The 12340-nt window shown below is 31.8% G+C and carries 13 protein-coding genes and 1 riboswitch; of the genes, 8 read left to right on the top strand and 5 right to left on the bottom strand.

The window, feature by feature from the left end:
- Window positions 1-13: 13 nt before the first annotated feature.
- Entirely contained in the window at window positions 14-478 is a 465-nt protein-coding gene (ytkD, locus tag LQ688_RS00410) for an RNA deprotection pyrophosphohydrolase (protein WP_103269544.1), read from the top strand.
- Window positions 462-1238 carry an alpha/beta hydrolase family protein gene (locus tag LQ688_RS00415; RefSeq protein WP_103269545.1) on the top strand — a complete coding sequence of 259 codons (777 nt, stop codon included), beginning with the start codon at window positions 462-464 and terminating at the stop codon, window positions 1236-1238. The genes ytkD and LQ688_RS00415 overlap by 17 nt, the downstream gene beginning before the upstream one ends.
- A gap of 34 nt (window positions 1239-1272) precedes the next feature.
- Here the strand turns inward: LQ688_RS00415 and pckA are convergent, their stop codons facing one another.
- Complete coding sequence (gene pckA, locus LQ688_RS00420) at window positions 1273-2874, bottom strand: phosphoenolpyruvate carboxykinase (ATP) (protein WP_147641042.1); 1602 nt, start codon at window positions 2872-2874, stop codon at window positions 1273-1275.
- Window positions 2875-3056: 182 nt separating this feature from the next.
- Window positions 3057-3169, top strand: a riboswitch (SAM riboswitch).
- A 105-nt stretch (window positions 3170-3274) separates the two neighbouring features.
- On the opposite strand from pckA, the gene metK reads away from it, so the two are divergent.
- From metK to LQ688_RS00440, 4 genes are all read left to right on the top strand, one after another.
- Window positions 3275-4471 (top strand): methionine adenosyltransferase, encoded by a 1197-nt coding sequence (gene metK, locus LQ688_RS00425; RefSeq protein WP_064205308.1) that lies wholly within the window; start codon window positions 3275-3277, stop codon window positions 4469-4471.
- A 265-nt stretch (window positions 4472-4736) separates the two neighbouring features.
- Window positions 4737-5648, top strand: a complete 912-nt coding sequence (locus LQ688_RS00430) for a nuclease-related domain-containing protein (protein ID WP_064211344.1) — start codon at window positions 4737-4739, stop codon at window positions 5646-5648.
- A gap of 68 nt (window positions 5649-5716) precedes the next feature.
- Window positions 5717-7099, top strand: a complete 1383-nt coding sequence (locus LQ688_RS00435) for an NAD-dependent succinate-semialdehyde dehydrogenase (RefSeq protein ID WP_239724654.1) — start codon at window positions 5717-5719, stop codon at window positions 7097-7099.
- 23 nt (window positions 7100-7122) lie between these two features.
- Window positions 7123-7965 carry an aldo/keto reductase gene (locus LQ688_RS00440; RefSeq protein ID WP_218688430.1) on the top strand — a complete coding sequence of 281 codons (843 nt, stop codon included), beginning with the start codon at window positions 7123-7125 and terminating at the stop codon, window positions 7963-7965.
- Between the two features lie 137 nt (window positions 7966-8102).
- Here the strand turns inward: LQ688_RS00440 and crcB (LQ688_RS00445) are convergent, their stop codons facing one another.
- The 4 genes from crcB (LQ688_RS00445) to LQ688_RS00460 all read right to left on the bottom strand — a co-directional run bounded on the left by crcB (LQ688_RS00445) (window position 8103) and on the right by LQ688_RS00460 (window position 10191).
- The gene (gene crcB / locus LQ688_RS00445; protein WP_017001138.1) at window positions 8103-8450 is read right to left on the bottom strand and encodes a fluoride efflux transporter CrcB; all 348 of its coding nucleotides are present in this window, start codon (window positions 8448-8450) and stop codon (window positions 8103-8105) included.
- The gene (crcB, locus tag LQ688_RS00450; protein ID WP_064211340.1) at window positions 8447-8812 is read right to left on the bottom strand and encodes a fluoride efflux transporter CrcB; all 366 of its coding nucleotides are present in this window, start codon (window positions 8810-8812) and stop codon (window positions 8447-8449) included. Before crcB (LQ688_RS00450) ends, crcB (LQ688_RS00445) begins: the two co-directional genes overlap by 4 nt.
- Window positions 8813-8993: 181 nt before the next feature.
- Window positions 8994-9296 (bottom strand): hypothetical protein, encoded by a 303-nt coding sequence (locus LQ688_RS00455; protein WP_017001140.1) that lies wholly within the window; start codon window positions 9294-9296, stop codon window positions 8994-8996.
- A 46-nt stretch (window positions 9297-9342) separates the two neighbouring features.
- Window positions 9343-10191, bottom strand: coding sequence for an MBL fold metallo-hydrolase (locus LQ688_RS00460; RefSeq protein WP_017001141.1), 849 nt, complete (start codon window positions 10189-10191; stop codon window positions 9343-9345).
- Window positions 10192-10393: 202 nt separating this feature from the next.
- On the opposite strand from LQ688_RS00460, the gene LQ688_RS00465 reads away from it, so the two are divergent.
- Together LQ688_RS00465 and LQ688_RS00470 are read left to right on the top strand one after the other, a co-directional pair.
- Window positions 10394-11104 (top strand): transaldolase, encoded by a 711-nt coding sequence (locus LQ688_RS00465; protein ID WP_017001142.1) that lies wholly within the window; start codon window positions 10394-10396, stop codon window positions 11102-11104.
- A gap of 201 nt (window positions 11105-11305) precedes the next feature.
- Entirely contained in the window at window positions 11306-12163 is an 858-nt protein-coding gene (locus tag LQ688_RS00470; RefSeq protein WP_017001143.1) for a cation diffusion facilitator family transporter, read from the top strand.
- The last annotated feature ends 177 nt before the right edge of the window (window positions 12164-12340 follow it).

Genomic DNA, 12340 nt, shown 5'->3' on the forward strand with positions numbered 1-12340 from the left:
GAGGTCGTGTATCATGCGTTATAAAGATCCAAATGGATTGTTTGTTGATCTACAATTTAAAGAACAAATAGAAGCCCAACATGCAAAGCATGTATTAGCGATACCTATATATAACAATCAAATTGTTCTAACACACCATAAAATAAGAGGTATAGAGTTACCTGGTGGAAAAGTTGAAAAAAATGAAAAGAATAAAGAAGCAGTTATTCGAGAATTATACGAAGAAACGGGCGCTAAAGCTAAGTGTGCCATGTTTATTGCCTCATATATCGTCCATGATAAAATTCCATTTGATAAAGATGTATATATTGTTAATGTTGAAGAAATATTCGAAAAAAATGATTATTTAGAGACGTATGGTCCTATAATTGTAGATAATATAAATGAAGTCAACGAAGAAGATAAAAGTTTTTTACTTAAAGATAAAGCAATATTAACATGTTTAGAAAGGGTGTATGAACTTGGATTTCTTAAATAGAAAAAGAATGCCTATATTTTTTAACAATCATTGCACTGAAGAAGTTACTTATTCAGTAGATGACTTAAAAGTGAGAGGCTTGCTCATGACTCCCCATGCCAAAGTGAAACGCATTGTTGTTTATTTAAGAGGTGGTAAGGGTCAAGTAGGTAGAGTTCGACCAGGTAGAATGGCTCAATTTAAAAATCCAAATACACTTGTTTTTGCACCATATTATCGAGGAAGTAACGGTAGCGAAGGAAGAGATGAGTTTTGTGGTGATGATTTAAATGATGTTATTACCGGCATTAATATTTTAAAATCAAAATATCCAGAAGCACCTATTCATATGATAGGTTTTTCAAGAGGTGGAATACAAGGTCTGCTTACGTATCAAAAAGTAAAAGCATCTAGTTATATTATATGGGGCGGGGTAACAGATATGCTTATGATGTATAAAGAACGTGTTGATTTGAGAGGAATGCTGCGTCGTATGGTAGGTCACCCCAAGAAGCAACCGGAAGCTTATGAAAGGCGTGATGCCCTTAAAATGATTCATGAAGACAGCCCGCCTATATTAATTATTCATGGAGATGAGGATGCTCAAGTAGGAATAGAAATGGCTTACCACTTAGAACAACATTTAATAAAAGAAACCGTCTTTCACAAAACGATTTATAAACAAGGGGAAGGTCACGTTTTTAGACCTCAAACAGAAAAAGAAACTTTAATCGAACTACAAAATTGGATGAATTTATGTGAACAAAAAACTGAGCCATAAATAAATGGGCTCAGTTTTTTGTTCTAATATAAGATTAAATTCGATTATAATTAAATCCGCCTTCTTCTTGAATGTGTTCAGAGGCTTCACCGAATTTAGAGAAATTCTCTTTAAAGTCCTTTGCAAGTTGTTTAGCTTTTTCATCATACGCTTCTTGAGATACCCAAGTATTACGAGGATATAAAATTTCTGAAGGTACGCCAGCTACATGTTTAGGAATATTCAAACCGAATATTTCATCTTGAATAAATTCGGAGTTTTTAATTTCTCCGCTTATTGCACGTCTTATCATAGAACGAGTATATTTTAATTCCATTCTAGAACCAACACCATATTCTCCGCCAGTCCATCCTGTATTTACTAAGTAAACGTCTACGCCATGTTCATCAATTAATTTACCGAGTAACTCAGCATATTCTGTTGCATGTAATGGTAAGAACGGTGAACCGAAGCATGTTGAAAACACTGGTTGAGGGCTCGTTACGCCTCTTTCTGTACCAGCTAATTTAGAAGTGAAACCACTTAAGAAATGATACATAGCTTGAGATTTATCAAGTTTTGAAATAGGTGGTAACACACCAAATGCGTCAGCTGTTAAGAAAATAATAGTATTTGGATGACCTGCAATTGACGGTTGTACGATATTATCAATGAAGTCAATTGGATATGCAGCTCGTGTGTTTTCAGTTAATGTTGTGTCGTCATAATCAACCGTACCATCTTTTTGCACACCAACATTCTCTAAGACTGTACCGTAACGAATAGCATCATATATTTGAGGTTCTTTTTCTTGGCTTAAACTTACAGTTTTAGCATAACAGCCACCTTCAATATTAAATACGCCATTTTCGTTCCAACCATGTTCATCATCACCAATTAATTTTCTGTTTGGATCAGCTGATAAAGTTGTTTTTCCTGTTCCAGATAGACCAAAGAATAAAGCAACGTCATTATTGTATCCAACATTTGCAGAACAGTGCATGCTCATGATACCTTTTTTAGGAAGAAGGTAATTCATAACTGAAAAAATACCTTTTTTCATTTCTCCAGCATATTCTGTTCCGCCAATTAAAATTACACGATGTTTAAAAGAAGTAATAATAAATGTTTCAGAGTTTGTTCCATCTTTTTCAGGGTCTGCTTTGAAACCAGGGGCACTTATTATTGTGAAATTAGGATTGATATTTAAAGCCTCTTCTTTTGTTTCAGGGCGGATAAACATATTTTGTGCAAATAAATTATGCCAAGGTAGTTCGTTTATAACACGTAAATCTAAACGAGTAGATTCATCGGCACCCGCATATCCGTTGAAGACATAAAGTTGTGATTTTTGGTTTAAATAGTCAATAACTTGATCATATAAATTTAAAAAACTGTGTTCAGAAATAGGCTGGTTTATAGAACCCCAATCTATATCTTGTTCCGTGTCCTCTTCTTTAACAATAAATTTGTCTTTAGGTGAGCGACCTGTGTATTTACCAGTTTCCATTCTAATAGCTCCGGATTCAGTTAACACACCTTCACCTGATTCTAAAATGTGTTTGTACAACTCAGATCTAGAAAGTTGTTTTAAAGTTGTTTCTTTGCTAAGAAGATTAGTTAATTCGATTGATTCTGTAATTGACTGTATTGCCATAAATGACGACCCCCATGTCTAAAAATTATTTTGTAAGCATTTTCATGGAATTAGTATAACACATTGAGATAAATAGTCTATACTAATAAACGAATTTATTGTTAAAAGTTTATGACAAAATATTTATTTCGTGTTTCATTGACATAATTCTAAAACTTTAGTATTATCATTTCTGACGGATTCTCTTATCCTGAGTGGTGGAGGGACATGGACCCAATGAAACCCAGCAACCTCTTTCTAAATGAAAGGAAGGTGCCAAACCGTTTGCAGACCAATATTGTCTGAACGATAAGAGCGAATGGACACGAGTGTGCCTTCTCTCTATTGTTTTATAGAGAGAAGGCACTTTTTATTTGCACTGAGGAAGAGACCGTACAACATAATCTAAAGGAGATTTTTTATGTCAAAAAACAGAAGACTCTTCACATCCGAATCAGTAACAGAAGGACATCCTGATAAAATTGCCGACCAAATATCTGATGCAATTTTAGATGAATTACTAAAAGGTGATCCAAAAGCGAGAGTCGCTTGTGAAACAACTGTAACTACAGGTATGGCTTTAATTTCAGGAGAAATATCAACTTCAACATACGTAGATATTCCGAAAGTAGTAAGAGAGACTGTAAAAGATATAGGGTATACTAGAGCGAAGTATGGTTATGATTTCCAAACAATGGCAATACTAACAGCTATCGATGAACAATCACCTGATATTGCTCAAGGTGTTGATTGTGCTTTAGAAGATAGAGATGATTTAACAGATAGTGAAATTGAGTCTATCGGTGCTGGAGACCAAGGCTTAATGTTTGGTTATGCTACAAATGAAACTGAAACATATATGCCGTTACCAGTATATCTAGCTCATCAGTTGTCAAAAAGATTAACTGATGTACGTAAAGATGGCACTTTAGAATATTTACGTCCAGATGGAAAGACACAAGTAACAATAGAATACGACGAAAATGATAAACCTTTAAGAGTAGATACTATTGTTGTTTCTTCACAACATCATGAAAAAATAGAATTAGAAAAAATTCAACAAGATATTAAAGATCATGTTATATATCCAATCGTTCCTAAGGAATTATTAGATGATCAAACAAAATTCTTTATTAATCCTACTGGAAGATTTGTTATTGGTGGGCCACAAGGAGACGCAGGTTTAACAGGTAGAAAAATCATCGTTGATACATATGGTGGTTATGCTAGACACGGTGGAGGTTGCTTCAGTGGTAAAGACCCAACTAAAGTTGATAGATCTGGTGCTTATGCGGCTCGTTATGTAGCTAAAAATATCGTAGCTAGCGGCCTAGCTGATAAATGTGAAGTTCAACTTGCATACGCAATTGGAGTAGCACAACCTGTTTCAATTGCTGTTGACACTGCTGGTACTGGTAAAGTTGAAGAAAATGTACTAGTAGAAAAAATAAGAGAATTATTTGATTTAAGACCAGCGGGTATTATTCAAATGCTAAACTTAAGACAACCAATATATAAAAAGACTGCAGCATACGGTCATTTTGGTAGAACTGATGTAGAATTACCATGGGAACAATTGGATAAAGTAGAATTATTAAAAGATTTAGTAAATAAATAAACCTAAAAGTAAAATCAGTATTAAAAAAGAGTCTCATCATTAGTTATATGATCTAGTGGTGAGATTCTTTTTATATATATTCTTAGATATCTGAGAATTTTAATTTACTAATAAAGTGTGTATTAACTATAGAAATGTACGATGTATTTAAAAAATCAAAAAATAATGCTTAAATTAGAGAAGAATATTGAAGATATATACTGAATTTATTTATAATATTTACTATAATAGATGTAATACATAAGAAAGGGAGCGATCAGCAAATATGAGTCAATTAGAACCGATTCATTATGGATTAATCGCAGCTGTCGTTATTGCGATAATATTTATCATATTGTTCTTTGTTTCATTAAAACAAAGAAAGAATTCTTTGGCGAAAGTTCAGGAACAACATAAGAAGCAAAATGAGTCACTTAAATCTGAACACAAAGAAAAATTGGACCATGAACGAGTAGAAAACAAAAAGGTTCTATCTAAACAAAAAGAAGAGCATCAAGTTGAAATTTCTCAAAAAGAAAGAGAAATTGACTCATTAAAAATATTTTCGAAAAATGAAGGAGAATATATAACTGATAGACATTTATTAGATCTCCGTGATCAACTTGTTAATGAACGAAGAATAAGACCTGAAGATATGCATATAATGGCAAATATCTTTTTACCTAAAGATCCTTTAGGTAAGGTACATCAAATCGATCATATTGTTTTAACGAGAACTGGTATTTATGTTATTGACTCTAATTTGGTAAACGGCCATATATATCATGGTATAACTGAACAGCAATTTAGTGAGTTCCCTGTACTTGGGCAAGTGTTTGAAACATTGGATTTAAATCCTAAAAAAGAACAAACTTTACTCCTTGAAAAACAAGCTAGTAAAAAATCAGCTGCATTTCATGATTATACTGATAAAGTTAAAGAAGTGGACGAAACATCTGAAGAATTACAAAGACAACTCGAACTTAAATATACGCCAACACCAATCATCTATTTCCATCCTGATGAAGTGGATGAAGCCACAATTAGTAATTACTCACAAGATCCAAATATTAAAGTGCTTGTTGGTGAACAACAATTACAACATTTCTTCAATAAATTTGTATTCCATGGAAGATTCCAATACAGTGTTGAAGATCTAGAAAGAATAATGGACGAGTTAGAAAAGTTTAATCCTTAAGCAGAAAACGCTACAATAATAGTAGCGTTTTCTTTTTTTATAAATAATATGAAAAGGTGGTTGTGAAAATGAGTGAGAAACAATTTGATGTTAGAAATCCTGCTACGGAAGAAATTATTGAAACTTTGAACAATAATAGTGAAGAAGAGATTAACGAAATGATTGAAAATGCTCATCATGCTTTTCAAAAATTTAAAAAAACAACAGCTCACGAAAGAAGTGCACTTCTATATAAATGGCGTGAGCTCATTTTAGAACAAGAAGAAGAAATTGCGTTAACTATGACTAAAGAAAGTGGTAAACCATTAAAAGAATCAAAAGGTGAAGTAAAGTATGCTACAGATTACATTTTATGGTTTGCTGAAGAAGCTAAAAGAACTTATGGCAGAGCAATACCAGAGCATGTAGATAATAAAAGATTAATCGTAACTAGAGCACCGGTGGGTGTTGTCGCAAGTATTACACCATGGAATTTCCCAGCAGCAATGATGACAAGAAAAGCAGCGCCAGCTCTAGCAGCAGGATGTACATTTATTTGTAAACCTGCACAAGATACACCATTAACAACAATGAAATTTGTAGATTTAGCTCATGAAGCTGGTTTTGATAAAGATGTTATACAATACGTTAATGGTTCAGGTAAAGACGTTGGTAAAATCTTTACAAGCCATGAATTAATTTCTAAAATCACTTACACTGGTTCTACACCAGTAGGTAAACAATTAATGGAGCAATCTAGTTCAACTCTTAAAAAAGTTACGTTAGAATTAGGAGGGCACGCACCTTTAATTGTTCATGAAGATGCTGATATAGAAAAAGCCGTACAAGGTACAATAGCATCTAAGTTTAGAAATGCTGGTCAAACTTGCGTATGTGCTAATAGAATATATGTACATGAATCTATTAAAGATAAATTTGAATCTTCATTAAAATCTGAAGTGAACAAATTGAAAGTAGGTAACGGGCAAAATGAATCTACTGACATTGGTCCTGTAATCAATAGTGATGGATTTGAGAAAATAAAATCACATATTGATGATGCAACTAGTAAAGGTGCCCGTGTAGTAACTGGAGGAGATAGTTATAAAAATGGTGGTTATTTTGTAGAGCCAACTATTCTATCTGAAGTTACTGATGATATGAAAATTATGTTTGAAGAAACATTTGGACCAGTTATACCAATTCAAACATATAACTCATTAGAAGAAGTAATCAAGAAGGCGAATGATACACCATTTGGTTTAGCAGCATATTTCTTTACAGAAAATTATGCAACTGGCATAGAATTATATGAAAACTTAAATTATGGTGTGATTGGTTGGAATGATGGAGGTCCAAGTGCTGCACATATCCCGTTCGGTGGTATGAAAGAAAGTGGTTTTGGCCGAGAAGGCGGTTCAGAAGGTATTGAGCCATATCTAGAAACAAAAGTAGCTTCAATACTATTATAAAGATAAAACCAGGAGGAAATAACATGACACAGAAACAAGTAGAATTTTACAATGGTAATACAATACCAGCACTAGGATTAGGAACGTTTAGAGTTGAAAACAATGATGAATGTAGAGAAGCGGTTAAACATGCTATAGAAAGTGGTTACCGTCATATAGATACAGCACAAACTTACAAAAATGAAGAAAAAGTAGGCCAAGGTATTAAAGAAGGTTTAGAATCAGCAGGCTTAAATAGAGAAGATTTATTTATAACTACTAAATTATGGATGACGGATTACGGTATGGAAAATGTCCAAAATGCATATGAAGCTTCATTACAAAGACTTGGGCTAGACTATGTAGATTTATATCTGATTCATTGGCCTGGAGACGATAAAGAATTAATTGCTGAAACGTGGAAAGCAATGGAAGCTTTATATAACGATGGAAAAATTAAAAATATAGGTGTGAGTAATTTTAATGTTTCACATTTAGAAAGTTTGTTACAAGAAGCATCTATTAAACCAGTGATTAATCAAATTGAATGCCATCCATATCTAACTCAAAAAGACTTAAGAACATACTTAAAAGCACAAAAAATTGTAGCTCAATCATGGTCTCCATTAATGAATGGACAAATTTTAGAAGATGAAACAGTTAAAGAGATAGCAAAAGAAATAGGTAAAACACCGGCTCAAGTTATCATTAGATGGAATATTGACGAAGATATAGTTGTGATACCTAAATCAGTAACACCATCAAGAATTGAAGAGAATTTAAATGTTTTTGATTTTGAATTAAATGAAGATCAATTGTCACGATTAAATAATTTAAATAAAGACGAAAGAATTGGACCTGACCCAGAGAAATTTACTGGTAAATAAGGTGAATAAGTAAAATATAAATAAATTCTCCTAATCCGTTAGATTTTAAAATTTTGGATTGGGAGAATTTTTTCGAATTTTTAAGTGTATGAATGCCTAAGTATAGGTGTTATTACTTTAAAAAACTTTGAAATTTGTTAAATGATATAGCCTAAATAACAAGCAGTTAATGATAATATAACCGTTAATGCTATATATAATATCATTTGTTTATATGATTTTAATAAGTAACGTTCATATACTTCAAGTATATGTGTTGAAAAAGTTGTGTAACCTCCACAAAAACCGATAGCTAATATCGAATAAATATGTGAACTTTCTGCTATATATTGTGCACAAAGACCAATAATAAAGCTTCCAACAACATTAACGATTAATGTAGCAAAGGGGAAACTTTGCGTGAAAAATTTACTGATAATTTGATTTGTCATATGTCTAAGTACTGCTCCTACACCAGAGCCTATCATTATTAAAATTAATATCATTTTTCCTCTGTCCCTTTCTTATATCCGAGAGCAACAAATATAAATCCTAAGATAATACTTATAGTTACATAAGTAAAAGCTAATATAAATTGTCCGCTTTTTAACAAGTGTATTGTTTCTAAACTTAGACTAGAATACGTAGTGAGCGCACCTAAGAAACCAGTTGTTATCATTTTCTGTATATAAGGGTGTTTTTTAAAATATTTTATAAAATAAGTAGAGCAAATACCCATAAGAAGAGCACCAATTAGATTTACTGATAAAGTCGAGAAGGGGAAGGTATTACTTGAAATAATAAAACTTGAAAGATAGCGTAATCCACCTCCAATTGCACCACCTATAAATATTACGACATAAATCATATAAAAACCTCCAAAATAAAAAGGAGCGGGACAGAAATCTTATTTTTCAAAAAAGATTTCGTAGTACCGCCCCGGTAAGGGTGACTAGGAGTAAAAAAAGCTCGATATAACCGCATTTTTCATTCCAGTCAGTTACTGTCAATATCATGACAGAGGTTGAGACATTGATAATATCCTAACCTTAAATTATACCAAAGAATTTCACTATAACGACAATGTGGTAAATAATAACTACAAATAATAAAATTGGTAAAAATTTACTGATTTTCGCAATAGTTTTATGCTTTTCAGTTTGATATTTAATTGACTTATCAGTTGTAATAACAGCAATAAGTAATAGAATACCGTTTAAAATACTGCTGATTAATACAAGTGATACTAGAGATCCAAACCATGATTCTATGAGAGGATTCTGTGCACTTAAAAATAAACTAATAATCATGAGTACAACTGATATATAAAAATAGCGTTTAGCTTTATCCATGATGGCCTCCAAAATTTCCATATAATCGCTTATGTTATCATAAATGTTAATTCAATGCATCTAATAACTTTAATACCTCTTCAAAATCATCCATCTTTTTACAGTGGCTTGGAAGAATAAATAACTTTTTGTTACTGCTATGCTTAAAATCAATTAATTTCATATGGGTTTCTATAAAACGCTCGCCATTGTATGATTGTTTAAGTAATCGTTTTGTAGGAAGTTCATTTTTGTCTAAATTTGAACGACACCATGCAGCGTCACTACACATGAATATATTTAAATCTTGAAATTTCATCATTAAGCCAAATTGACCAGGCATTGCTCCAGGTAAATAATAACTTATTAGTGAATCATTATTAAAAATTTTAAATCCTTTACCAAGAACAGAATCATCAACTTTCGAAAAATTTTCTATAAACTCTATACGATCTTTAAAGTCATCAGGCATAACATGGAAACTCAATTGTAGGCTATTGTTTGAAACTTGTTGTGTTATGAAATCATGATAAGCTTCATGAGAAGTGATAATCGTAGCGTTTTTAAAAGCATTTAAATATCCAATGTGGTGACTAGCGAAATTTGTAATAATACAGTAATCAATTTGATCAGGATGAATATGGTCTTTCATAAGTTGACTTGGCAACGTTTCAAAAACTTTATAATCTTGTCTATGAAAAAGTTTTAAAGTTTTTAAATCGGTGCTAGGCTTAACGCGTTCTGAAAAACCAGTATTGATTAAAATTTTAAAATCGTTAATTTCTAAATAATAAGAAAAGATATAATAGCGTTCGACTAAACTTTTCTTTCTATTATTTATGATGGCTTCGTCTCCTAGAAAGGAGCCCGTTGAATATAGCTTGAAGTGTTTAATTATTTCATGCTTGTCAATCATCGTAACTCACCGCCTAGTTAATCCATATTTTAAATATATAAATCATATTTATAATTAAACTTATATTTATGTATATTATGACATAAAACTATTGAAATTACATTTAAGGAAGCTTAACAAATGTTATATAAATCAAATAATTTAGTAAGCGATTGCAAATTGTGGTACGATAATGTTACATAAATTGAAAGGAATGAATAGCATGAGTAATCTAAAAGTACAAGTATTTGCTGATGGTGCAGACATCGAAGAAATGAAGCAAGCATACCAAAATAATGAAGTAGATGGTTTTACTACAAATCCTAGTTTAATGAAAAAAGCAGGCGTTACTGACTATAAAACATTTGCTGAAGAAGCAGTTAAAGCAATCCCAGACGCTTCAATTTCATTTGAAGTATTTGCGGATGATATAGAAACTATGGAAAAAGAAGCGGAAATTTTAAAACAATACGGTGAAAATGTATTCGTAAAAATTCCTGTCGTTAATACTAAAGGTGAATCTATGATTTCACTTATTAAAAAACTGTCAGAGAATGACGTGAAAGTAAACGTTACGGCAGTATATACAATAGAACAAGTAAAAGAAATTGTTGAAGTGATTAAACCGGGGGTTGAAACATACGTATCTGTATTTGCAGGACGTATTGCTGATACTGGTGTAGATCCACTTCCTTTAATGAAAGAAGCAGAAAAAGTTTGTCATAGCAAAGAAGGCGTGAAATTGTTATGGGCAAGCTGTAGAGAATTATTTAATGTCGTTCAAGCAGATGAAATTGGTGTTGATATTATTACATGTCCAAAAGATGTAGTGGCTAAGGTTCCTAACATTGGAAGAGATGTAAATGAATTATCAGTAGATACAGTTAAAGGTTTCGCTAAAGATATTAAAGCAAGTGGTTTAAGCATTTTATAATTAATATTGTGAAGTTATAAAAATGGAGTTTGGTACATAATATACCAAGCTCCTTTTTACTGAAATAAATATTAAATTATAGGTAGACCTAAACTAGAATTAACCCACTAAATTAATATTATTTTACGATAGCTAATTCATTAACTTGTCTGTTGTTTTGTTATATAATCATATTTCAATGACAAAAATGGAGTGGACAATATGGCAAACAACTTAAGACTAGCTCAAAAGGGTGCATATATTAGTATTGTTATGTATATCATTCTTTCAATTATAAAATATATAGTAGGTACCAGTTATCATTCTTCTGCTTTAAGAGCAGATAGTTTAAATAACTTAACGGATATTTTCGTTTCAGTGGCTGTATTAGTAGGATTAAAAATATCTATAAAGCCAGCAGATAAGAATCATCCGTATGGACATATGAAGACTGAGAATATCACAACTTTAATCGTTTCATTTATAATCATGTTCGTAGGTATTCAAGTTATATCATCTAATATACCTATACTTTTCACTGGAGAGTACGGTCAACCTAGCACTTTAACAATATGGGTCAGTTTCATCAGTGGTATTGTCATGCTTCTCGTATATAAATTTAATGATTCGTTATCAAAGAAAACAAAGAGTACATCTTTAAAATCTGCATCTAAAGATAACTTATCCGATGCATTAGTCAGTATTGGTACTGGTATAGGTCTAATATTCACACAAATTGGATTTCCTATAGTGGATATTGTCTTAGCAGTTATTTTAGGTGTGATTATTGTGTTTACTGGTTTTTCAATATTTAAAGAATCTATATTTACACTTAGTGACGGATTTCACGAAAAAGATTTAAACAATTATAGTGAGGATATATCTAAAATACCTGGTGTAATAGATGTTCCATCGATTAAAGGCCGATACCACGGAAATAGTGTGTTTTTAGATGTTACAATTGTTGTAGATAAAAAACTTTCTTTAGACGAAGCTCACGATATATGTGACTTAGTTGAAAAAGAATTACAAAAATCAGGGGTATATTCGTCTTATGTTCACCCTGAACCTAATTTATAAAAAACTTATCGAGTCTGGGACATAAATATGTCTCAGACTCGTTTTTCTGATTTTTAAATTTCCTATTTTTCTTATATTTGTTGCTATTATAGCAACAATTAAATCATGTTTCATTTTAGACTTTTCTCGTGAAGATTTACAAAAGTGCTTTATTTTTGGTTCAACTTTTGTGGTGCA

This window comes from Mammaliicoccus sp. J-M40, from assembly GCF_022386395.1.
Lineage (GTDB): Bacteria > Bacillota > Bacilli > Staphylococcales > Staphylococcaceae > Mammaliicoccus > Mammaliicoccus lentus.

What these genes read in the sequence shown, in the direction of transcription:
- LQ688_RS00440 (WP_218688430.1), top strand. Translation starts at nt 7,123, where the DNA reads ATGACACAGAAACAAGTAGAATTTTACAATGGTAATACAATACCAGCA.
- crcB (WP_064211340.1), bottom strand. Translation starts at nt 8,812, where the DNA reads ATGATTTATGTCGTAATATTTATAGGTGGTGCAATTGGAGGTGGATTA.
- LQ688_RS00470 (WP_017001143.1), top strand. Translation starts at nt 11,306, where the DNA reads ATGGCAAACAACTTAAGACTAGCTCAAAAGGGTGCATATATTAGTATT.
- LQ688_RS00430 (WP_064211344.1), top strand. Translation starts at nt 4,737, where the DNA reads ATGAGTCAATTAGAACCGATTCATTATGGATTAATCGCAGCTGTCGTT.
- ytkD (WP_103269544.1), top strand. Translation starts at nt 14, where the DNA reads ATGCGTTATAAAGATCCAAATGGATTGTTTGTTGATCTACAATTTAAA.
- LQ688_RS00455 (WP_017001140.1), bottom strand. Translation starts at nt 9,296, where the DNA reads ATGGATAAAGCTAAACGCTATTTTTATATATCAGTTGTACTCATGATT.
- LQ688_RS00465 (WP_017001142.1), top strand. Translation starts at nt 10,394, where the DNA reads ATGAGTAATCTAAAAGTACAAGTATTTGCTGATGGTGCAGACATCGAA.
- crcB (WP_017001138.1), bottom strand. Translation starts at nt 8,450, where the DNA reads ATGATATTAATTTTAATAATGATAGGCTCTGGTGTAGGAGCAGTACTT.
- metK (WP_064205308.1), top strand. Translation starts at nt 3,275, where the DNA reads ATGTCAAAAAACAGAAGACTCTTCACATCCGAATCAGTAACAGAAGGA.
- pckA (WP_147641042.1), bottom strand. Translation starts at nt 2,874, where the DNA reads ATGGCAATACAGTCAATTACAGAATCAATCGAATTAACTAATCTTCTT.
- LQ688_RS00460 (WP_017001141.1), bottom strand. Translation starts at nt 10,191, where the DNA reads ATGATTGACAAGCATGAAATAATTAAACACTTCAAGCTATATTCAACG.
- LQ688_RS00435 (WP_239724654.1), top strand. Translation starts at nt 5,717, where the DNA reads ATGAGTGAGAAACAATTTGATGTTAGAAATCCTGCTACGGAAGAAATT.